The organism is Helicobacter pylori NQ4053 (assembly GCF_000274605.1).
Lineage (GTDB): Bacteria > Campylobacterota > Campylobacteria > Campylobacterales > Helicobacteraceae > Helicobacter > Helicobacter pylori_CV.
Genome location: NZ_AKNV01000006.1, coordinates 317,081 through 339,188, shown reverse-complemented (window position 1 = coordinate 339,188; position 22,108 = coordinate 317,081). Strand labels below are relative to the sequence as shown.

Here is a 22,108-nt window from a genome sequence, read left to right as displayed (position 1 = left end):
ATATAAGCCTTTATGCGCATCCTCTTAAATCTTTAGATTTAACGCTCAATCTATGAAAACCTCTTTGCAAATTTTTCAATACAATAGCTTTTTGATAAGGGCATTTGTTACTGGGGAGTGCTTTTTTGCTCAAGCTTTTATAATTGAGCGTAAAAATTGTCTGTGTGTCATTTAGAGGATTAAAACTAAAAAGCAAGTCGTTAAATTGTCTGAATTTATTAAAAACGATCTCTTTAAGCTCGCAAATTTGATTATTAACTCTATACTTCACGCTTTTTAGCCTTTGTGTGTTCTTTTGTAAAAAGTTAATAATTTTTAAAAAAAAGGGGGAAGGGAGTGTGTTTTTATTAAATTTACTCCCTTGAAACTCCTTATTTTTTGTGAAGTCTTTTAAATAGATATACACATAGCCTGGCTTATTTTTTACCGCTTCAATTAATCCTTGAGCTTCCAAATCATTGATTGCGTTTCTTAAAGACCTATCTACACACTGATGCACTTGCGTGTAATAGTGTCTACTTAATGCAATTTTATTGCTTTTTGAACCTAGTGCAATCTCACAAAGCTCTCTGTAAAGCCTTCTAGCACCAACCCCACCAAATAAAGTGCTATAAAACCTATCTTCAACAACTTTTCTAAAGATTTCTACATTAACATCTGGATAGTTTTGGAAATAAAATTGTTGTGTCTTTTTGGAAAATTTAACATTGTCCAAAAACATTTCTTGGCACTCTTTAGAATTTAAGTGCAGTTTAGGGATTTTAAAAAACTTCATAAACTTCCTTTAAAAAGAAGCTTAGATAAGAGTTTTATAAATAATTACATTCTCCAAAGAATGAACCCACGCACCGTCGCCCTTTAGAAAACTTGCTTATAAGTTTAAAAGACCATTTCAATAAAGAATTTAAGATTGAGCATGAACCTAAAAGAGAGCGAGGAAGTCAGCCTGATTTTCGCATCTCTTATCAAGGGCTAAACATCGGCTATATAGAAAATAAAAGGGTAGGGACTGATCTTAGCCAGCTCTTAAAAAGCGATCAAATCCTTAAATACTTAGAATTAAACCCTAATCTCATGCTCACCGATTACCTTAATTTCGTGTGGGTAGGGAAAGATGAAAATAATGAGCCTTCAATTAAAAGAGGAATTTCTATCGCTAGCCTTGATGAACTCTCTAAACCCCTAAAACCCAACCCACAAACCGAGCGCGATTTAATTGAATTGTTCAAAAGCTTTTTCAATCACGAAGCAGCCCCTATCACTAACGCTAAAGATTTCGCAACGCATTTAAGCACGCCTACCAAGTATTTAAAAGACGCTTTAATCCAATACCAAAAAGACACGCAAGTTTCTAGTATTTTTAAGAATTTTAAAGAATATCTTTATGAAGAATTGAGTTTTGAAGACTTTAGCGATGCGTTCGCTCAAACGCTCACCTACAGCCTTTTTATAGCCAAGCTCAACCACCCTTTTGAAAAAATTAATTTGGATAATGTGAGGAGTTCCATCCCTAAAAATTTCGCTGTGATCAGAGAAATGGCGGATTTTTTAAAGAAACTTGATGAAATTAAAGAAATCCAATGGCTTTTAAATGAAATTTTAAGCTCGATAAATCATGTTGATATGGATTCTATCATTAAAGATTTGAATGACGATAAAGACCCTTATTTGCATTTTTATGAAACCTTTTTAAGTGCTTATGACCCTAAATTGCGAGAGAGTAAGGGCGTGTATTACACCCCAGATTCTGTGGTGAAATTCATCATTAACGCTTTGGATAGTTTGCTTAAAACGCATTTCAAAGACGCTCCCTTAGGCTTAAAAAGCGCTTTGGATAACGAAAATATCAAGCTCTTAGATTTTGCCACCGGCACGGGCACTTTTTTATTAGAGGCGTTCAGGAAAGCCCTAGAAACGAGAAAAACAAGCGATGGAGGCATCTCCACTAAAGAGGACAAATACCAAAACCTCTTGAAGCAATTTTATGGATTTGAATACTTGATCGCTCCTTATGCGATCGCTCATTTGAATCTCAGCCAAGCCTTTAAGGAGGAATTTAAAAAGCCTCTCAAAGAAAACGACGCGCTTAAGATTATTTTAACCAACACCCTCATACAGCCTAGTGAGATCGTTGCTTATCGTGGGCTAAACCCGATTTTTGAAAAAGAGCTTAAAAGCGCTCAAGAAATTAAAAAAGATGAAAATATCCTTATCATCACCGGCAACCCCCCTTATAGCGGGGCGAGCAGTAATGAGGGCTTGTTTGAATGGGAAGTGAAAGCCACTTACGGCATAGAACCTGAATCTCAAACCATAGAAATTGAAAAAAATGTTAAGCTTACCGATAAAATCCAAACGCTTTTAAAGAATGTTCAAAAACAAAAAGAAAGCAGTAGTAAAGACGCCCTAAAGGCTCTTAAAAACCTCCATTCCAAATACAAACTGCAAAAGGAGAAAAACCCTAAATGGCTATTAGACGATTACGTGAAATTCATGCGTTTCGCTCAAAACAAGATCGAATCATTAGGGCATGGCCTTTTTGGCTTTATCTCTAACAACGCCTTTTTAGATAACCCTACTTTTAGGGGGTTAAGGCGCTCTCTTTTAGAATGCTACGATGAGCTTTATATCTTAAATTTGCATGGAAATGCGAGGAAAAAGGAGGAAACCCAACAAGGCACAAAAGATGAAAACGTTTTCAATATCATGCAAGGCGTGTCCATTAACCTCTTTGTCAAAAAGGCGCAAGCCACCAAGCAAAAAATCTATTATTATGATGTGTATGGCGAAAGGGCTGAAAAATACGCCTTTTTAGCCCAAAATGATTTGAATAGCATTGAATGGCTTGAGCTTGCCCCAAGAGAGCCTTTTTACTTACTCATACCCCAAAAAACGCCTTTGTTAGAGGAATACGAACAAGGCTTTAGCGTTCAGGATATGTTTCAAGTTGGAGGTACCGGCATTTGCTCTAAACGAGACCATGTCGTTTTCCATAAAGACAAAGAAAGCTTGCTCAAGCTTTTAAAAAATTTTTCAACCTTAGAACCCAGTGAATTACGCAGAGTTTATAATATTAAAAAAGATGGCAGAGATTGGCGTTTAGAATATGCTATTAAAGACGTTAAGGCAAACGCTAACAATTTAGAAGAATACATTGTTTCGTGCCAATACCGCCCTTTTGATTTTTACTACACTTATTATACCGGTAAATCAAAGTCTTTCACCGCTTATCCACGAGGCGAAGTCTTCAAGCACATGTTACCCCCCCCCCCCAACAAACCCTAAAACACCCAATCAAACGCACCAAAATGTCGCGCTAAATATTGCACGACAAAGCAAAATGCATGGCGAATGGCGTTATGTGATGGCACATAAAGAATTAGTTGATATAAATCTAATAGCTTCGGCAGGAAGCATGGGGGTAGGATATAATTACCCCCTTTATCAATTCAAACACCCCAACTACACCGAAAATTTTACGCCAGAGTTTAGAAGCTTTATAGACAAGCATTATAGCCACCCTTTTGAGCCGCTAGAGGTTTTAGGCTATATCTATGCACTATTGTATTCCCCAAACTACCGCAAGCGTTATGAAGAGTTTCTCAAAGCCGATTACCCTAAAATCCTTTTCACAAACAATAAAGATTTGTTTAGGGCTTTAAGCCTTTTAGGGATTGAACTAATCGGCTTGCATGTCTTAAATAAAGAAAGCCTGAATCACAGCTTTAACAAATTAAAAGACGCCACCATAGGCGAATCCTGCTACAAAGAAGCACATGATGGCATCATCAAAAACCCTCTCATAACGAACCAGAACAACGCCTTTACATCAACCATAGCGCTTATTTTAGGGGGGTGAGTCAAGAAATTTATGATTATAGAATAGGGGGGTATGGCGTTTTAGACAAGTATTTAAAAAGCCACAAAAACGAGCCTTGCGACTTTGATCATGTAACCTGTATCATTAAAGTCATCGCGCGCACGATTGAAATCCAAAAAACGCTTGGATTTTTGACGAGCGATTTGCCCCATTTAAAAGGGAATGACAGCAAAGCCTTAATACAAGAAATCTTGCAAAATCCACCCCCCCCCCCATTTAATACCAATATCGCCCTTATCTTATCGCGCCAAGCCAAAGCCATCGGAGATTTTGACTTTGATGCCGCATTCATCAGCAAAGAAGCGAGCGATCTCAACATCTCTTCCGGAGGTGGGGGTTCAGCTTTCCCCTTATTCTGTATTGCCTAATCTGGCTCTCATTTGCGATAGAGGCTCTAAAGTAAGCCCCATTTCTAATGTTTTTGTAACGGGCATGCTTTGCGATTTGCATTTGAATGGATCGGGGAGTTATGCGTTTTTGTTGTATCGTTTAGGCTCAAAATGAGTGAATGAATGGGCATGTTATCTAAATTTTAGATAGAATAAACGCAAAAAATTGAATAAAACCTTAAAGGTGATTCTTTCTAATCTCAAAAATGGGTGGTGCTATTAACAATGACAAAACGACTTTTTAAAGGGTTGTTAGCGATTTCTCTTGCTGTGAGTTTGCATGGTGGTGAAGTTAAGGAAAAAAAGCCGGTCAAGCCGGTTAAAGAAGATCCGCAAGAATTAGCGGCTAAAAGGGTGGAAGCGTTCAGTCGTTTCTCTAATGTGGTTACAGAAATTGAAAAAAAGTATGTGGATAAAATCAGTATTTCTGAGATCATGACTAAAGCGATTGAAGGCTTGCTCTCTAATTTGGACGCGCATTCAGCGTATTTGAACGAAAAGAAGTTTAAGGAATTTCAAGCCCAAACCGAGGGCGAATTTGGGGGGCTTGGGATCACGGTGGGCATGCGCGATGGCGTTTTAACCGTTATTGCCCCCCTAGAAGGTACTCCCGCTTACAAGGCTGGGGTTAAATCAGGCGATAACATTTTAAAAATCAACAACGAAAGCACGCTGAGCATGAGCATTGATGATGCGATCAATCTCATGCGTGGCAAGCCAAAGACCCCTATTCAGATCACCATTGTGAGAAAAAACGAGCCAAAACCCTTGGTGTTTAACATCATTAGAGACATCATTAAACTCCCCTCTGTCTATGTGAAAAAGATTAAAGAAACCCCTTATCTGTATGTGAGAGTGAGTGGTTTTGACAAGAATGTTACCAAATCGGTTTTAGAAGGCTTAAAAGCTAACCCTAAGGCTAAGGGGATCGTGTTGGATTTGAGGGGGAATCCTGGAGGGCTATTAAACCAGGCGGTGGGCTTGTCTAACCTCTTCATTAAAGAGGGGGTTTTAGTCTCTCAAAAAGGCAAAAATAAAGAAGAAAATTTAGAATACAAGGCTAATGGCAGAGCCCCTTATGCCAATTTGCCTGTTGCGGTGTTAGTCAATGGCGGTTCAGCGAGTGCGAGCGAGATCGTCGCAGGGGCACTGCAGGATCACAAGCGAGCCATCATTATCGGTGAAAAAACCTTTGGTAAGGGAAGCGTGCAGATGCTGCTCCCTGTCAATAAAGACGAAGCCATTAAAATCACGACCGCACGCTACTATTTGCCGAGCGGGCGCACCATTCAAGCTAAGGGGATCACGCCTGATATTGTGATTTATCCGGGTAAAGCGCCAGAAAATGAAAACAAATTCAGCTTGAAAGAAGCGGATTTGAAACACCATTTAGAGCAAGAGCTTAAAAAACTTGATGATAAAACCCCTAATTCCAAAGAGGCGGATAAAGACAAGAAAAATGAAGAGGAAAAAGAGGTTACTCCTAAAATGATCAACGATGATATTCAGCTAAAAACCGCTATTGACAGCTTGAAAACCTGGTCTATCGTGGATGAGAAAATAGATGAAAAAGCGCCTAAGAAGAAATAAAAACTCATGGGGTTTTTATTTGAAAAATCGTTAATGAGTTTTTTCGCTCATTCAATCAAAATCCTTAAAATCACCAGTTTGATTTTAAGCTTTTTGGTAAGCTTTTGGACAAGCTTTTTGGTTGCTGAAAACACTTCTGAGTCAGAAGAAATCAAGGCTAAAGTGGTTTATGTGAAAATCCCCCAATTAGAAGATTTGGAAAACAACCCGGTTTATATCGGTCAAATTATAGGCGTAACTTATGATTTATTGCTGTTTGACGCTGAGTTTTTGGAAGCCAAAATCAAGGACGGGTTGGATAAAACCCAAATTGAGCTTTTAAACAAGATGCCTAAATGGAAAAAGGTGGAAAAAGAGCTTTTTAGAGCGACTTATTATTACAAGATTAAGGGCGTAAAAGCGAGTATCCCGTCCTTAGAAGTGAGCGCGTTTTCCAATAAAGACAAATACATCGATCATTCCATAGCCCCAAAAGTTGCTTTGCAGGTAACGGATTTGTCCAAAAACCCTCGTTATGCGAATGTCATGGCCAAAGATTTACAAGTTGTGCAATACAAAACCAAAGATTATGACGATAAAAACAATATTTTGGTGATGGAATTAGCGTTCAAAGAAGCCACTTGGGAAGATTTTCATATCAAAGAAGCGATCAAACAGGGGTTTGATAACGCCTCTTTAAACCAAATCAAGGCTAAAGAAGGGAGCGTTTTTTATTATTGCGTGTTGCCTAAAACCCTTCAAAACCTTTCTTTTGATTATTTTTCGCTTTCAAATAAGCAATTTAAAACCTTATCTTTTTCAACCATTCCCACTCAAGACACTACCGGTATTCAAAGCGATCTCATCCCTAAAAACAATTTTTTAGTCTTTTCTAATGTGGCGTTGCTCGCTTTGTGCGTGTTTTTCTTGGTGCTGTTTTTCATTTTTGGGCGCAAACTCATTTTTTTAGGGCTTGGGGTTTTGTGCTTAGGGTTTGTTTTGTATCACCTTTTATTCACGCAAAAATCAGCCCTATTGCTCGCTCATAAAAAAATCCGCATTCTGCCCACGCAAAATTCCACCATTTTAGGGCTTTCTAAAAATGAAATGCCGATTAAAATCTTAGGTTCGCATGATGATTATTATAAAATCCTAACGCCGCATGAACAAATAGGATGGGTCAAAAAAAATGAAGTCAAATAGTTTGAGAGCGATTTATAGGGCTTTAGTGATCGCTATAGGCTTAGCCGTTATCATTGTTTTCAATTATTTTAACCGCAAAAACAATAACGCGCGCTCTAGCCGTAAAACTTGCGCGTGTTTTTTCACGCTCACCGGGGTTACTTTAGAAAAAATAGGTGCTTTTGATACGGACGCTAAATTCATTGTCTTAAACCACCAAAGCTTACTAGACATTATTTATTTAGAAGCCTACCACCCCAGCAATATTTGCTGGATCGCTAAAAAAGAGCTGGGCGAAATCCCTTTTTATGGGCATGCCTTAACGGATACGGGAATGATTTTAATTGACAGAGAGGATAAAAAGGGGATCGTGAGCCTTTTGAAAGCGTGTAAGGAAAAGCTAGACCAAAACCGCCCTTTAGTGATTTTCCCTGAAGGCACTAGAGGCAAAGGGGGAGAAAAATTCCTCCCTTTCAAGCAAGGGGCTAAAATCATCGCCGAAAAATTCCAGCTCAAAATCCAGCCCATGGTGTTAATCAATTCCATTAAAATCTTTAATTCCAAACCCCTAGAAGCCTATAAAGCCCGCACCCGTTTAGTCATGCTAGAAAGCTATACGCCTGATTTTAACTCGCCCACCTGGTATGAAGAATTACAAGAACGCATGCAAAAAGAGTATTTAAAACACTACCATGAACTAAACGCATGAAGCTTTTTGACTACGCTCCTTTGAGCTTGGCTTGGCGGGAGTTTTTGCAAAGCGAATTTAAAAAGCCTTATTTTTTAGAAATAGAAAAACGCTACCTAGAAGCCCTAAAAAGCCCTAAAACCATTTTCCCTAAAAGCTCTAATCTGTTTTATGCACTCAATTTAACGCCCCCTAGTGCGGTTAAAATCATCCTTTTAGGGCAAGACCCCTACCATTCCACCTACCTAGAAAATGAGCGAGAATTGCCGGTGGCGATGGGCTTAAGCTTTAGCGTGGAAAAAAACGCCCCCATCCCCCCAAGCTTAAAAAATATTTTTAAAGAATTGCATGCGAATTTAGGCGTGCCTGTGCCTTGTTGTGGGGATTTGAGCGCGTGGGCTAAAAGGGGCATGCTGTTATTGAACGCCATTTTAAGCGTGGAAAAAAATAAGGCCGCTTCGCACCAATATATTGGCTGGGAAGCTTTTAGCGATCAAATATTGATGCGCCTTTTTGAAACGATCTCCCCTTTAATCGTGGTGTTATTAGGGAAAGTCGCCCAAAAAAAGATCGCGCTAATTCCCCCTAATAAGCATATCATCATCACAGCCCCTCACCCTAGCCCCTTATCTAGAGGGTTTTTAGGGAGTGGGGTTTTTACAAGCGTTCAAAAAGCTTATAGAGAGGTTTATCGCAAGGATTTTGATTTCAGTTTGTGATTGATGCTTAATGAGACTAGAACCCCTTAAGAATGCCTTGATTTAAAAGCATTTGTGATAAAATATCAATTTTTAAATAAAGGGAAAACATGCCAATTAAAATCGCTATCAATGGGACCGGGCGCATCGGTTTGTGCGCTATAAGGGTCGCTAGTCAAAGAAAAGACGTGGAAATCGTAGCCATCAATTCTACCGCTGAATTAGAAACTCTTTTGCATTTGATACGCCATGATAGCGTGCATGGGCATTTTGAAGCCAAACTGAATGCCAATAGAACTTTAAATATCGGGCATAGTAAAAATATTTTAGTGTTGAGCGAGCGAGACATTAACAAGCTTGATTTTTCTGCCGCTAACGCAGAAATCATCATAGAATGCACCGGCAAATTCAATTCCTTAGAGGCTTCAAGCGCTCATCTTAAAAACAGCGTGAAAAAAGTCATCATCTCCGCTCCCGCACAAAACGCCCCCACCTTTGTCTATGGGGTGAATCATAAGAATTACCATAACGAAAGCGTGATTTCTAACGCCTCTTGCACGACTAACGCTACCGCTCCTTTATTAAAAATATTAGATGAAGCCTTTAAAGTAGAAAATGCGCTTTTAACCACCATCCACAGCTATACTAACGATCAAAACCTTTTAGACACCAAGCACAAAGACATCCGCCGCGCTAGAGCGGCTAGCCTTAACCTTATCCCCACAAGCACCGGCGTGAGCAAAGCCATTTCGCTAGTCTTACCGCATTTAGGCCCTAAGATTACAGGCCTTGCGATTAGAGTGCCTACCCCTAATGTGAGCTTAGTGGATCTATCTTTGAGCTTTAAAAAAGTTGTGAGCAAAGCAAGCGTTCAGCATGCGCTTAAAGACGCCAGTAAGCATGCCTTTAAAGGGATTGTAAGCGTTGATGAAGAAAGGCTCGTTTCAAGCGATTTTATTTCTTCGCCTTTTAGCGCGATCGTGATTGATGATCAAATCATGACAATAGGCGAAAAAAATGCTAAAGTATTGGCATGGTATGATAATGAAATGGGTTATAGCGAGCGCTTGATAGACATGGTGCAATATATAGCGCAAAATTAAAAGAAAGGATTTTTCATGTTAGCTAAAATGTCGTTTATGCAAAACGTTAAAAACATTCAAGAAGTGGAAGTGAGCCATAAAAGGGTGCTTATTAGAGTGGATTTTAATGTGCCTTTAGATGAAAATTTGAATATTACCGATGACACGCGCATTAGAGAGAGCTTGCCTACCATCCAATATTGTATTGACAACAAGGCTAAGGATATTATTTTAGTGAGCCATTTGGGCCGCCCTAAAGGGGTTGAAGAAAAATTGAGCTTGAAACCTTTTTTAAAACGCCTTGAAAGACTCTTAAATCATGAAGTGGTTTTTTTTCAAAACATCGCGCAACTCAAGCAGGCTTTAAACGAAAACGCGCCCACAAGGATTTTTCTTTTAGAAAACATCCGCTTTTTAAAAGGCGAAGAAGAAAATGATGAAAATCTGGCTAAAGATTTAGCGAGCTTGTGCGATGTGTTTGTGAATGACGCTTTTGGCACGAGCCACAGAAAGCATGCCAGCACTTATGGCACCGCCAAATTCGCTCCCATAAAAGTGAGCGGGTTTTTACTCAAAAAAGAAATTGATTCGTTTTATCAAGCGTTTAACCACCCTTTACGCCCTCTATTGTTGATTGTAGGGGGGGCTAAGGTCAGCTCCAAACTCACCCTATTAAAAAATATTTTAGATCTCATTGACAAGCTCATCATTGCCGGGGCGATGAGTAACACCTTCTTAAAAGCTTTAGGCTATGATGTGCAAGATTCTTCTGTAGAAGACGCTCTAATCAATGACGCCCTAGAATTATTGCAAAGCGCGAAAGAAAAAAAAGTCAAAGTCTATTTGCCCATAGACGCTGTTACCACTGATGACATTCTTAACCCCAAACACATCAAAATTTCACCCGTCCAAGACATTGAGCCTAAGCACAAGATCGCTGATATAGGGCCTGCGAGCGTGAAATTATTTTCTGAAGTCATAGAGAGCGCGCCCACGATCCTATGGAATGGCCCCTTAGGCGTGCATGAAAAGCAAGAATTTGCCAGAGGCACAACCTTTTTAGCCCATAAGATCGCTGACACTTACGCTTTCTCGCTCATTGGGGGGGGCGATACCATTGATGCGATCAACCGCGCGGGCGAAAAGGATAACATGAGTTTTATTTCTACCGGTGGGGGAGCGAGTTTGGAATTGTTAGAGGGCAAAATTTTACCTTGTTTTGAGGTTTTGGATAAACGCCATTAACTCTAAGGATCGCTTATGGTGAACGTGTTTTTCAAACAGCAAAAATTTGTCATTAAAAAACGCTTTAATGATTTTAATGGTTTTGATATAGAAGAAAATGAAGTTTTATGGTTTGAGTTAATCAACCCTACGCCCAATGAATTAGCCACTCTAAGCCAAGAATACGCTATCCACTACAACACGGATCATTCCCAACGAGTCTCATCAGTTACCAAATACTGGGAAGACAGCTCCAGCGTTACGATCAACGCTTTTTTCACTAACCAGGATGAAAATGAGACTTTCCACACGGAAATGGCGACCTTTATTTTGTCCAATAACATTCTTTTCACGATTTATTACGGGACTTTGGAAATCTTTGATTCTATCCAAAAAAAGGTTTTGGCTAGCCCTAAAAAATTTGAAGACGGGTTTGATATTCTAACTAAAATCTTTGAAGTGTATTTTGAAAAAGGGGTGGAATGTTTGGAGTGGATCAACAAACAAACGAGCCTGTTGCGCAAAAACATCATTTTCAAAGAAACTTCTACGCATGATGATATTTTAGTGCGCTTGTCCAATTTGCAAGAATTTAATGTGGCTTTGAGGGATTCTTTTTTTGACAAACGGCGCATTATCACCGCTTTATTAAGGAGCAATAAAGTGGATAGCGATACTAAAAATAATTTAAATATCATTTTAACCGATTTTAGCTCTTTGGTGGAGTCTACAACGGTCAATCTCAACTCGCTTGATAACATTCAAAACCTGTTCGCTTCTCAAGTCAATGTGGAGCAAAATAAAATCATCAAGCTCTTCACTGTGGCGACTATGGCGATGATGCCCCCCACTTTGATTGGCACGATTTATGGCATGAATTTTAAATTCATGCCGGAGTTAGAATGGCAATATGGGTATCTTTTCGCGCTGATTGTCATGGCGATTTCTACGATTTTGCCTGTGCTCTATTTTAAAAAGAAAGGCTGGTTGTAGCCTTTTATGGAATTTTTATCCTCACTCCTAGACGCCCTTTCTACACCGCATGGCGTAATCTCCTTGGCTACGCTCACGCTTTTAGAGATCGTTTTAGGGATTGATAACATCATTTTTATCACGGTGATGGTTTATAAACTCCCCAAACACCAGCAAAATAAGGCCATGATTTTAGGCTTGGGTCTGGCTATGATCGCTCGTATAGGGCTTTTAGGGAGCTTGTTTTTTATCAGCCATTTGCAAAAGCCTTTATTCACTATAGCGGGCATGAGCTTTTCATGGCGTGATGTGGTGCTGCTTGTAGGGGGGGCGTTTTTGGCTTTTAAAGCGTTAGTGGAATTAAAAGAGCAGATCTACCCTAAAGAAAAACACCAAGAAAAAGCGTTTGGCTTTTCCATCACTTTAATAGAAATCATGTTTTTAGACATTGTTTTTTCTTTAGACTCCGTGATCACGGCTATTGGGATCGCTAAACACCTAGAAGTCATGGCGCTTGCTATTATTTTATCTGTAATCGTGATGATGTTTTTTTCCAAAATCGTTGGCGATTTTATTGAAAGGCATTATCGCATCAAAACTTTAGCCTTTGTTTTTTTGCTCGTTGTGGGCGTGTTTTTGTTTTTAGAAGGCTTGCATTTGCATGTTGATAAAAATTATTTGTATGCGGGTATTGGTTTTGCCTTGCTCATAGAATGCTTGAACATTTTCATAGAAAAGAAAATGAAAAAATAAGAAGCGTTTTTTAAAAACAAAATTAAAGGAGTTGTGTGTAAAAGGCTTTGCACTTTTTAAGCGTGGGTAACTAAAATTTTAACCAAAACTCACAAGCAAATAGGGGGGCATTTTGCAACACTCCCCCAAAAAAAGAGGGGTTCAAAGAGGGTTTTAATAAGCAAACACATAATTGAGATACACGCTATAGAGCCTTCTGTATTCTAGTTTAGCGCCCATGAAAGAATAATAGTTGGTGTTGATCGTGGGGATCTTAAAGCCTAATTCAATGCCATGCTGAGCGGTATGATCGCTGTTTTTTTTCTTGGGCCTAGCGAGGTTCATTCTCAAGCCTAGATTGAATAAAAATTGGAAGTTAGAAGTGCTGACATTAGCGTTATAAATGCCATTCATCATGGTCAAATTCACTTGTTGGGAATTAAGCCACGAAGTCCCAGCTAGCGCAAAGCCACCAAAAAGCCCCACAGAAAGCTTGTTATTTTTGCCTAAAAAGTTGGTGTTTTTATCGTTAATGAAGTTATAAAGCGCATCCATACCCACCCCATAAGTCCACACATCAGAAGCGGAGTTAAAAAAATTAGATTTGATATAAGCATGGTTATAATCAAAGAAACCATAATACCTTAACCCCCAATTCCTTTTTTGCCAAAGAATTGCTTATAGCCCACTTGCACGCCGATCCCATTCATCGCCCCGTTATTGTTTTGATAGTCAATCACGCCGATACGCCTAAAGGGGTTTTTGCCTAATTCTTGAGCGATGGTTTGGAATTGGTTGTATTTGTTGGTATCTAAAGAATAAGTGAGCAAACCTTCTGGGGAATTGGGGTTTTGAGTGGAATGCGTCATGTTTTGAAGAGATTTAGCGTTAGGCAATCTAGAGATAGTGCTATTGATCGCTTTTGAGTCGTTGTTTAAAGTGTTAAGGGCTTCTTTAAAATTCAAAATGGTTTGAGACAAAGCCCTATCCTGATTGACCTGGTTGCCATAATAAGCGGTGTGTTGCACTAAAGAATTGAGAGTCTCTTTCACAAACGCGCAGCCTGAACCATAAGTGTTGTCGTTAATCACACCAGCTGATCCTGCTTTACATTCTTCCAAATCCCCTTGAATAGGCCCTTGAATGCTGTGGAAATTGTCCGCAACTTGCTTAGCTAAACCTAAAATCTCTGCTTGAGCGTTAGCTCTATTGAGCATTTCTTGAGCGAACTGCTTATTTTTAGAAGTGTAGGGGTTGAAATTGTTGGGTTGCGTGATTTGGGTGTTTTCATTAGCGTTAAGCTGTTTGGTTTTTTCTAAAACGGCTTGAGCGTTTTTGATCATCTCGTTAATAGCGTTAAAGCTATCGCCAAAAATATCCACTACATTCCCAGGTGTAGAACTCAACCCCCACGCTTTACCGCCATTGCTCGTTTGCACATGCGGCCTTTGGGTGGTAAGGACTTGCATGATAGTAGCGGCTTGTTGCAAAAGGTATTCAGCGTCATTGTGGTATGTCAATTGTATCGTAGGCGAGAATGATGATCCGCCTGAATAAGAGGTTGGGATCTCTTTCCCATTCTCTGTATAATAATGCTCTATGATATTGTTTTGTGTGGTAGTCCTATAATTGGTTTGTTGTATGTTGACTACCCCTGTTTTGGTGGTGTCATTCAAGGCAGGCATCCCGCCTCCTTGGTTTTGGTTTAAAGCGGTTTGGATAATTTGATAAGCTTGGTTGAGTTTTTGGTATTCATCAATGGATAGAATGCCATTAGGGCCTGTCCCATACGCTTGATTGCAAGTGGTGGTTGTCCCATTAAGGGCTGGTGTGTTACCAAACGATTGGTAGCTTTGATTGTTGGTAGGGCCAGGGCCGCAGCCAATAAAAAGGGCTATGACTTGCCACATGCCCACAGCGGCATTGAGCGCTAAAGCCACAGCTTGATAGGCCGGAGAAGTGGTGGTAGCGCTAGTGAGGTTGATCGCGCTTGAGCTTAAATTGTCAATCGCACCCGTGATCGCACTCGGTGTGCTGGCTAGATTGACTAAAGAGTTAAGGTAATTGTATTGGTTTAAAAGGTTGCTCAAGTTATCGTATCTGTCTGCAAGATTTTGCAATGCTCCAGTGTTTTTCACTTGTTGGACCGCTTCACCGATCTGATAGCCCACGCTCATGTAAAATCCGTCGTCTTCAGCCCTTGATAATGAGAGCATGAGAGAAAGAGAGAGCCAGAGGGATTTTTTGATTTTCATGTTTTCTCCTTTTAATAGATTTTTCTTCTTAAAAGAAGCTTATATTATAAGCGATGAATGGAATTTTAACTAATTTTAGCGCTAAATTTTAGAGATTTTGTTTTTTTTTTGTAAAAATTGGGAAAAATGGGGACTTTGACCCGGCTTTTAAGGCTTGAATCGCCCCTAAAAGAAAGGCTAATCAGTCTTCTTTCAAGCTATAAGCGATAGGGATTTTTAGATGCACGGTTTCGTCTGGTTTAGGGAATAAATATGCCGCGCTTTTAATGGCCTCTAAAGCCGCATGGTTTAAAATATCTGTCGTGTTGCTTTTGACAACTTTAATGTCTGTAACGCTCCCATCAGCATTGATCGTAAAGCTCACTAGCACTTCGCCCTCAATGCCCCTAATTTGCGCCATTTTGGGATAGCGGTTCTTAGAAGAAATAGCGGTTTGGATCTTCATTAAAAATTCGTTACTCACCCCTGGGTTATACGCTTGAGCTTCGGAAGTTGCACCCTCAGAGGTTTTGTTGGATTCTTCTTGCTTGTCTTTTTCTTTGACTATATCTTTAGTCGTTACTTGTTTAGGAGCGCTTTTTTCTTTAGCTTCCTCTTTAGCTTCTTCTTTTTTGGGTTCTTCTTTAGGCTCTTCTTTCTTAGGTTCTTCAACTTTAGGTTCAGGCTTAGGCTCGGGTTTTGGTTCAGGTTTAGGTTTTGGCTTTGGCTCAGGTTTGGGTTTTGGCTTAGGCTTGGGTTTTGGCTTGGGTTTGGGTTTAGGCTTTGGAACCTCTTTTTTGGGTTCTTCTTTTTTGGGTTTTTCTTTAGGCTCTTCTTTGGGTTTAGCGGATTCGGCATTTGTCTTCACTTTAGAATTGGTGTTAATGCTGGCTAAACTCATGGTAACCTTAGTGGTCCCGGCTTGCGCTAAAGGCTCTGGGGCGTCTTCGCGCAGTAAAAAATAACCAAACCCTATAGCGTATAGGGCAAAAGAGATTAAAAAGCTAACACTCGTTGAAACTTTACTGAGCTTCTGTGGAGATGGAGAAATTTTCATGATTATGCTCTTTTAAAATATCCATAATGCTGATAAAAGTTTCAAAACGAGAGCTTTTGTCGCTTTTTAAGTCTATAAGGGTTTTAGGGTCTGTTTGTTTGACTACAGCACTCAAAGCTTCCAAATTCATCGGTTTGTCATCTACGAAAATATTGTCATGCTCATCTACAGAGATGACCACCACTTTTTGATCGTTTGGCTGGGATTTTTCCGCATTTTTAGCGTTAGGGAGACTGACTTTAATCTTACCTTGCGCGATAAAAGTAGAAACGCTTAACACAATCGCTAGCAAAACGAGCATAATATCAATAAAAGGGACAACATTCAGCCCATCGCCTCTTCTGATGCTTTTCATTTTTTCATGATCCTAAATTTTTCGCTCAAAACATCGGATTTTCTCAATAAGCCATTATATGCAATCAGCGTAGGGATCGCCACAGCAAGCCCTAAAGCGGTCGCTTTTAAAGCTAAAGACAAACCTACCATGATCGTTTTAGCGTCCATCCCGCCGCTCACGCCCATGTCATAGAAAATCACCATAATCCCTAAAACCGTCCCTAATAAGCCCACATAAGGCGCGTTAGAATAAATCACATAGAGAATGGTTAGATTCTTGGTTAAATCCAAATTTAGGGCGTCTATATCATCATAAGCTTTCAAATTGACTTTAGAATAAAAAATAACCCTTTCAATCGCAAACCACAAGGCTAAAAAACTGGCCACGCCAAGCACCGCAAAAACAAATATGTCCACATAATCTTTCAACATTCCCACTGAAAAACCGCCCATAAAAACTCCTTGTCTATGATAAAACAATTCCCTTAAGATTAAAGCAACATGCGATACAGACATACTCTAAAGAGCATGCACTCTTTAAGAAGCATTCGTTCGCATAAATGCTCCAAAATGATAAAAGAATGTTAGTTTGTTGATTATATTGTTTTAATAATAACAAGTCAATAATGATTAAGCTAATAATTACAATCAAATTCAAACGCTCTTATGACCAACCATTTAAATCCGATCTGTATTATAATTGTTAATTTTAAATTAATTCAATCATACTAGCATGAGCGGCTTTTAACAAACTCATGCCAAAAAAGGATTTTTCTCAATGGATACACCCAATAAAGACGATTCAATCATCCGCTTTTCGGTTTCTTTACAACAAAATTTATTGGACGAATTGGACAACCGCATCATTAAAAACGGCTATTCTTCTCGCTCAGAATTGGTGCGCGACATGATCAGGGAAAAATTAGTAGAAGACAATTGGGCCGAAGATAACCCTAATGATGAGGGTAAAATCGCCGTGCTTGTGGTGATTTATGATCACCACCAAAGGGAATTAAACCAGCGCATGATAGACATTCAGCACGCCAGTGGGACGCATGTTTTATGCACCACTCATATTCACATGGATGAGCATAATTGTTTAGAGACGATTATTTTACAAGGCAATTCGTTTGAAATCCAACGCTTGCAATTAGAAATCGGAGGGCTTAGGGGGGTTAAATTCGCTAAATTGACTAAGGCGTCTAGCTTTGAATACAATGAATAGCGTCTTAAAATACAAAGAATTAGCGCTCTATGGAGGGAGTTTTGATCCTCTGCACAAGGCTCATTTAGCCATCATTGAGCAAACTTTAGAATTACTGCCATTCGCTCAGCTCATTGTCTTGCCCGCTTATCAAAACCCTTTTAAAAAGCCATGTTTTTTGGACGCAAAAACCCGTTTTAAGGAATTGGAAAGAGCTTTAAAGGGAATGCCTAGGGTACTATTGAGCGATTTTGAAATCAAGCAAGAAAGGGCCGTGCCTACGATAGAAAGCGTTCTTCATTTCCAAAAACTTTACCGCCCTAAAACGCTTTATTTAGTCATAGGGGCGGATTGTTTGAGGCACCTTTCTTCTTGGACTAACGCTACAGAGCTTTTAAAAAGGGTGGAATTAGTGGTTTTTGAAAGGATTGGCTATGAAGAGATCCAATTTAAGGGGCGTTATTTCCCTTTAAAAGGCATTGATGCGCCGATTTCTTCTAGCGCGATTAGGGCTAGTTTAGGGGTTTAGGCGTGTTTTTTAATGTGGCTATAGGCTTCTTGAATGATAGCGAAGCGTTTGGCGTAAAGAGCCTTTTTTTCTTTAAGATCGCATAAATCAGGGTGGTAGGTTTTAGCCAATTCCAAATAGCGCTTTTTGACTTCGCTGAAATTTTCATGCTTGATAAACCCTAGCGTTTTATAGCATTCTTTTAATTTGCGTTCAGCCAAGGTGGTGTAGCTGTCCTTGCCAAAGCCATTAGGGTAGATGAAATCTAAGCATGCGTTATGGACGATTCTATTTTCATTGAGCGTTACAATAAGCTCCCAAAAACGCTCTGAATCGCCTCTTATATGCAATTCATCTTGGGTTTCTAAAAACACATAGCCGCTAAATTTCTGGTGTAAAAAGCGCTTAGCGATAGGGTGCTTGGTGATAAAAAGCGCGTATTCTGCCCCAAAGGTTAAAACTTTCACTTCTATCTTTTCTAAAAGCGTGTTTTGATTGATGATTTTGATGCGTATGGGCAGGTGGCTTTTTTGTAAAACCTCTTCTAAAGAATGCGTGCTAATATCTTTCTCATGCACGCATTCAAGGGCATGATAGACCCAATTGAGCAAGTAGTTTTTTTTAAAGCATTCCGTGTCGTTTAAAATGAGCAACGATGAAGAGAGCATGTGGCACTGGCTGAAATGTTTTTTGGCGTAGTGTAAAACTTTTTTCAATAAAGGGTGGCTGTTAGGGAGCGCGATTTGCGTGAATTTGGCTAACAATTCAATCTTGGCCATTACCCTCATTTCTCCATGCGTTTTAGGTGGTTTTAAAAAATATTAGGCGTATTTTAGCATGCCAATGGTTAAAAAAGGTAGTTATGAATGGTTTTTGCGCTAGACTACAAGCCATAACTCATAATGAAAGATACAAAAATGAAAATAGCGGTATTACTCAGTGGGGGGGTGGATAGCTCTTATAGCGCTTATAGCTTAAAAGAGCAAGGGCATGAATTAGTGGGGATTTATTTGAAACTCCATGCGAGTGAAAAAAAGCATGATTTATACATCAAAAACGCTCAAAAAGCATGCGAGTTTTTAGGCATTCCTTTAGAGGTGTTGGATTTTCAAAAGGATTTTAAAAGCGCGGTTTATGATGAATTTATCAGCGCCTATGAAGAAGGGCAAACCCCTAACCCATGCGCGTTGTGTAACCCTTTAATGAAGTTTGGGCTAGCTTTAGATCACGCTTTAAAATTAGGGTGTGAAAAGATCGCTACCGGGCATTATGCGAGAGTCAAAGAAATTGATAAGGTAAGTTATATTCAAGAGGCTTTGGATAAGACTAAAGATCAGAGCTATTTTTTATACGCTTTAGAGCATGAAGTCATCGCTAAATTGGTGTTCCCTTTAGGGGATTTGTTAAAAAAAGACATTAAACCTTTAGCCTTGAATGCGATGCCTTTTTTAGGCACTTTAGAGACTTATAAGGAATCTCAAGAAATTTGCTTTGTGGAAAAAAGCTACATTGACACCTTAAAAAAGCATGTTGAAGTGGAAAAAGAGGGCGTGGTGAAGAACCTACAAGGCGAAATCATTGGCACGCATAAGGGTTATATGCAATACACGATTGGCAAACGCAAAGGCTTTAGTATTAAAGGTGCGTTAGAGCCGCATTTTGTGGTGGGGATTGACGCTAAAAAGAACGAGTTGATTGTGGGCAAAAAAGAAGATCTCGCCACGCATTCGCTTAAGGCTAAAAACAAATCTTTAATGAAAGATTTTAAAGATGGCGAATATTTTATCAAGGCCCGTTACAGGAGCGTGCCTGCTAAAGCGTTTGTCAGCTTAAAAGATGAGGTGATTGAGGTGGAGTTTAAAGAGCCTTTTTATGGCGTGGCTAAAGGGCAAGCTTTGGTCGTTTATCAAGATGACATCTTGCTGGGCGGGGGCGTGATCGTTTAGGGCTTTTGGCGTTTATAGCCTAGTTGATCGCTTTTTTAACTCACTCTCGCTTAAAATTTTTAAAGCTAGGGAATCCATGCGGATCTAAGCGGATATTTTTAATAAGAGCCTTTTCATTGCTCAAATCACCGCTCAAATTTAGGGGCTTTTTAGTCGGTTGTTTGGCTAAAAGGGCTAAAACTTTGGCGTTTAACGCCATGGTTTCATTCAAAAACGCCATTTGCTCACTCAATTCGCTTAAAAATTCTACATTCAAGGTTTTTAGCGTATGCTCGTAATTGGCTAAGATTAGAGCATGCTTTTCTTTATTATTTTTAGCGTTTTTTAATTCTTTGTCCCGCTCTATGAGAGCGTTTTGGTAGCGTTGGTGCAATTCTTTAGCGCATGATTTGAGGTTTTCTTTATCGCATAAAAAATGCGTTTTTAAAGTTTCTAGGCGTTTTTCTAGGGGTAAAAAGGTTTTTAGAGCGTCTTCTTTAGCTTGGATTTGGCTTTGAAGCTTGTTTTTAAATTTTTTCAAACGCATGGCTTTATAGGCTTGAAAATCATGGTTTATAAGAGCGTTGTATTCTAGGGTTTTGTTATGGGATTGTTGGTTATGGGCTTGGTTTTCTAAAACTTGATCGCATAAGGCGTTTAAAGCACTCATTAAGTCTAATCGTGAGAGCAAATGGGCGAGTTTAGGCTCTTTGAGCAAGAAAAGGGCGTTGTTTTGTTCTTGGACTTCTAAAGCGTTTGACGCCTCTTCTAAATTCTTAACACCGCTCAAATAAGGGCAATGCTCTTGTAAAAAAAGCGTTTGGGATTCTTTGATTAAGCGTTCTTGTTCCATGCTCTCTTTTAAGCGTTTTTCTAAAGCTTGTAATTTTTCTAATTCCAAAGCGCTTTGCTTCAATAACGCATCAGTGTCCATAAGGCGGATCTGGCTAGCGTTAAAAAAACGCCTCTGGCTAGTTAGGGTGCTGTTAGCCTTTTTGATTTCTTTAAGTTGATCCTGGTTATTGGAAAGCACGCTTTGATAGATCCTTAAACTTTCATTGAGTTTGTAAAGCATGTCAGAAAGCTGTTCGTTGGAGCGCGAGAGCTTGGCGTTAGTTTGAGAATCAAAAGTCATCATTATCTGCGCGTTTGAAAAGGTTAGAAAAAATAAGAAAAAGCAAAAAAATCTCATGGGGTTATCTTTATTACTATAGTTTCATCGTGTTATTTTATCTAAGTTTTGGCATGCGCTAAAACACGCAAACTCATCGCTTTTAAGATAAAATAAGCGTTTTGATGCCATTTTTGGAGCGATCGTGGAATTGAGTTATTATGAAATTTTAGAAGTGGAAAAACACAGCAACCAAGAGACCATTAAAAAGTCTTACAGAAAGCTGGCTTTAAAATACCACCCGGACCGAAACGCCGGCGATAAAGAGGCCGAAGAAAAATTCAAGCTCATCAATGAAGCCTATGGGGTGCTAAGCGATGAAAAGAAGCGGGCTTTATACGATAGGTATGGCAAAAAAGGCTTAAACCAAGCCGGTGCAAGCCAGAGCGATTTTTCTGATTTTTTTGAAGATTTAGGCTCGTTTTTTGAAGACGCTTTTGGCTTTGGCGCTAGAGGGAGTAAAAGGCAAAAAAGCTCTATCGCACCGGATTATTTGCAAATTATTGAATTGAGTTTTAAAGAAGCGGTTTTTGGCTGTAAGAAAACCATTAAAGTCCAATACCAAAGCGTTTGTGAGAGTTGCGATGGCACAGGCGCTAAAGATAAAGCCCTAGAAACTTGCAAGCAATGCAACGGGCAAGGGCAAGTGTTTATGCGTCAAGGTTTTATGAGTTTTGCGCAAACTTGCGGGGCGTGTAAAGGCAAGGGCAAAACCATTAAAACCCCATGCCAAGCGTGTAAGGGTAAAACCTACATCCTTAAAGATGAAGAAATTGATGCGATGATCCCTGAGGGCATTGATGATCAAAACCGCATGGTGCTTAAAAATAAAGGCAATGAATACGAGAAGGGAAAAAGAGGGGATTTGTATTTAGAAGCGCGAGTCAAAGAAGATGAGCATTTCAAGCGCGAAGGCTGTGATTTGTTCATTGAAGCGCCGGTATTTTTCACCACTATCGCTTTAGGGCATACGATTAAAGTGCCGTCTTTAAAAGGGGACGAATTGGAATTAAAAATCCCTAGAAACGCCAAAGACAGGCAGACTTTTGCGTTTAGAAACGAGGGCGTGAAACACCCGGAAAGCTCTTATAGAGGGAGTTTGATCGTGGAATTGCAAGTGATTTACCCTAAAAGTTTGAATAAAGAGCAGCAAGAATTATTGGAAAAGTTGCATGCGAGTTTTGGCTATGAGGGCGAGCCGCATAAAAGCGTTTTAGAAACCTGTATTTCTAAAATTAAAGGCTGGTTTAAATGAAA

The 22,108-nt window shown here is 39.5% G+C and carries 19 protein-coding genes and 2 pseudogenes; 14 read left to right on the top strand and 7 right to left on the bottom strand.

Annotated elements, in window-relative coordinates:
• Positions 1–10: 10 nt before the first annotated feature.
• Positions 11–775 carry a hypothetical protein gene (locus tag AYS37_RS06850; RefSeq protein ID WP_000667732.1) on the bottom strand — a complete coding sequence of 255 codons (765 nt, stop codon included), beginning with the start codon at positions 773–775 and terminating at the stop codon, positions 11–13.
• A gap of 59 nt (positions 776–834) precedes the next feature.
• Here AYS37_RS06850 and AYS37_RS06845 point away from each other — a divergent pair.
• The 10 genes and pseudogenes from AYS37_RS06845 to AYS37_RS06795 form a co-directional block, all read left to right on the top strand.
• Positions 835–4,248, top strand: a pseudogene (locus AYS37_RS06845) (type ISP restriction/modification enzyme); the annotation flags it as partial.
• Positions 4,211–4,384 carry a DNA methyltransferase gene (locus tag AYS37_RS08540; protein WP_154079723.1) on the top strand — a complete coding sequence of 58 codons (174 nt, stop codon included), beginning with the start codon at positions 4,211–4,213 and terminating at the stop codon, positions 4,382–4,384. The pseudogene AYS37_RS06845 and the gene AYS37_RS08540, both read left to right, overlap by 38 nt.
• A gap of 110 nt (positions 4,385–4,494) precedes the next feature.
• Positions 4,495–5,859 carry a S41 family peptidase gene (locus AYS37_RS06830; RefSeq protein ID WP_001874762.1) on the top strand — a complete coding sequence of 455 codons (1,365 nt, stop codon included), beginning with the start codon at positions 4,495–4,497 and terminating at the stop codon, positions 5,857–5,859.
• A gap of 6 nt (positions 5,860–5,865) precedes the next feature.
• Positions 5,866–7,041, top strand: coding sequence for an SH3 domain-containing protein (locus AYS37_RS06825; protein ID WP_000506098.1), 1,176 nt, complete (start codon positions 5,866–5,868; stop codon positions 7,039–7,041).
• Positions 7,028–7,729 (top strand): 1-acyl-sn-glycerol-3-phosphate acyltransferase, encoded by a 702-nt coding sequence (locus AYS37_RS06820; protein ID WP_000841615.1) that lies wholly within the window; start codon positions 7,028–7,030, stop codon positions 7,727–7,729. Before AYS37_RS06825 ends, AYS37_RS06820 begins: the two co-directional genes overlap by 14 nt.
• Positions 7,726–8,427, top strand: coding sequence for a uracil-DNA glycosylase (gene ung, locus AYS37_RS06815; protein ID WP_000764893.1), 702 nt, complete (start codon positions 7,726–7,728; stop codon positions 8,425–8,427). Before AYS37_RS06820 ends, ung begins: the two co-directional genes overlap by 4 nt.
• 89 nt (positions 8,428–8,516) lie before the next feature.
• A complete protein-coding gene (gene gap, locus AYS37_RS06810) occupies positions 8,517–9,509 on the top strand; it encodes a type I glyceraldehyde-3-phosphate dehydrogenase (RefSeq protein WP_001121844.1) in 993 nt (330 codons plus the stop codon).
• 15 nt (positions 9,510–9,524) lie between these two features.
• Entirely contained in the window at positions 9,525–10,733 is a 1,209-nt protein-coding gene (locus AYS37_RS06805) for a phosphoglycerate kinase (protein ID WP_000880045.1), read from the top strand.
• A gap of 15 nt (positions 10,734–10,748) precedes the next feature.
• On the top strand, positions 10,749–11,705 hold the full coding sequence (gene corA, locus AYS37_RS06800) for a magnesium/cobalt transporter CorA (RefSeq protein ID WP_000248511.1): 957 nt from the start codon (positions 10,749–10,751) through the stop codon (positions 11,703–11,705).
• Between the two features lie 6 nt (positions 11,706–11,711).
• Positions 11,712–12,437, top strand: a complete 726-nt coding sequence (locus tag AYS37_RS06795; RefSeq protein ID WP_000395234.1) for a TerC family protein — start codon at positions 11,712–11,714, stop codon at positions 12,435–12,437.
• Positions 12,438–12,590: 153 nt separating this feature from the next.
• On the opposite strand, the pseudogene hopM reads toward AYS37_RS06795, so the two are convergent.
• The 4 genes and pseudogenes from hopM to exbB all read right to left on the bottom strand — a co-directional run bounded on the left by hopM (position 12,591) and on the right by exbB (position 16,496).
• Positions 12,591–14,671: pseudogene (hopM, locus tag AYS37_RS06790) on the bottom strand (Hop family outer membrane protein HopM/HopN).
• A 181-nt stretch (positions 14,672–14,852) separates the two neighbouring features.
• Positions 14,853–15,707 (bottom strand): energy transducer TonB family protein, encoded by an 855-nt coding sequence (locus tag AYS37_RS06785; protein WP_000703718.1) that lies wholly within the window; start codon positions 15,705–15,707, stop codon positions 14,853–14,855.
• Complete coding sequence (gene exbD / locus AYS37_RS06780) at positions 15,673–16,062, bottom strand: TonB system transport protein ExbD (RefSeq protein WP_000836371.1); 390 nt, start codon at positions 16,060–16,062, stop codon at positions 15,673–15,675. The genes AYS37_RS06785 and exbD overlap by 35 nt, the downstream gene beginning before the upstream one ends.
• The gene (gene exbB / locus AYS37_RS06775; RefSeq protein ID WP_001874757.1) at positions 16,059–16,496 is read right to left on the bottom strand and encodes a TonB-system energizer ExbB; all 438 of its coding nucleotides are present in this window, start codon (positions 16,494–16,496) and stop codon (positions 16,059–16,061) included. The genes exbD and exbB overlap by 4 nt, the downstream gene beginning before the upstream one ends.
• 325 nt (positions 16,497–16,821) lie before the next feature.
• Between exbB and nikR the strand changes: the two genes are divergently transcribed.
• Both nikR and nadD read left to right on the top strand, forming a co-directional pair.
• Positions 16,822–17,268, top strand: coding sequence for a nickel-responsive transcriptional regulator NikR (gene nikR / locus AYS37_RS06770; protein WP_000380770.1), 447 nt, complete (start codon positions 16,822–16,824; stop codon positions 17,266–17,268).
• Positions 17,261–17,776: a nicotinate (nicotinamide) nucleotide adenylyltransferase gene (gene nadD, locus AYS37_RS06765; protein ID WP_001874756.1), complete on the top strand. Its 516-nt coding sequence runs from the start codon at positions 17,261–17,263 to the stop codon at positions 17,774–17,776. The genes nikR and nadD overlap by 8 nt, the downstream gene beginning before the upstream one ends.
• Here the strand turns inward: nadD and AYS37_RS06760 are convergent.
• The gene (locus AYS37_RS06760; RefSeq protein WP_001062406.1) at positions 17,773–18,534 is read right to left on the bottom strand and encodes a J domain-containing protein; all 762 of its coding nucleotides are present in this window, start codon (positions 18,532–18,534) and stop codon (positions 17,773–17,775) included. The genes nadD and AYS37_RS06760 overlap by 4 nt on opposite strands.
• A 138-nt stretch (positions 18,535–18,672) precedes the next feature.
• On the opposite strand from AYS37_RS06760, the gene mnmA reads away from it, so the two are divergent.
• Positions 18,673–19,701 carry a tRNA 2-thiouridine(34) synthase MnmA gene (mnmA, locus tag AYS37_RS06755; protein ID WP_000686251.1) on the top strand — a complete coding sequence of 343 codons (1,029 nt, stop codon included), beginning with the start codon at positions 18,673–18,675 and terminating at the stop codon, positions 19,699–19,701.
• 40 nt (positions 19,702–19,741) lie between these two features.
• On the opposite strand, the gene AYS37_RS06750 is transcribed toward mnmA, so the two are convergent.
• Positions 19,742–20,872, bottom strand: a complete 1,131-nt coding sequence (locus AYS37_RS06750; RefSeq protein WP_001210186.1) for a hypothetical protein — start codon at positions 20,870–20,872, stop codon at positions 19,742–19,744.
• 124 nt (positions 20,873–20,996) lie between these two features.
• Here AYS37_RS06750 and dnaJ point away from each other — a divergent pair, with 124 nt between their 5' ends.
• A complete protein-coding gene (dnaJ, locus tag AYS37_RS06745; RefSeq protein WP_000423858.1) occupies positions 20,997–22,106 on the top strand; it encodes a molecular chaperone DnaJ in 1,110 nt (369 codons plus the stop codon).
• Positions 22,107–22,108: the final 2 nt, after the last annotated feature.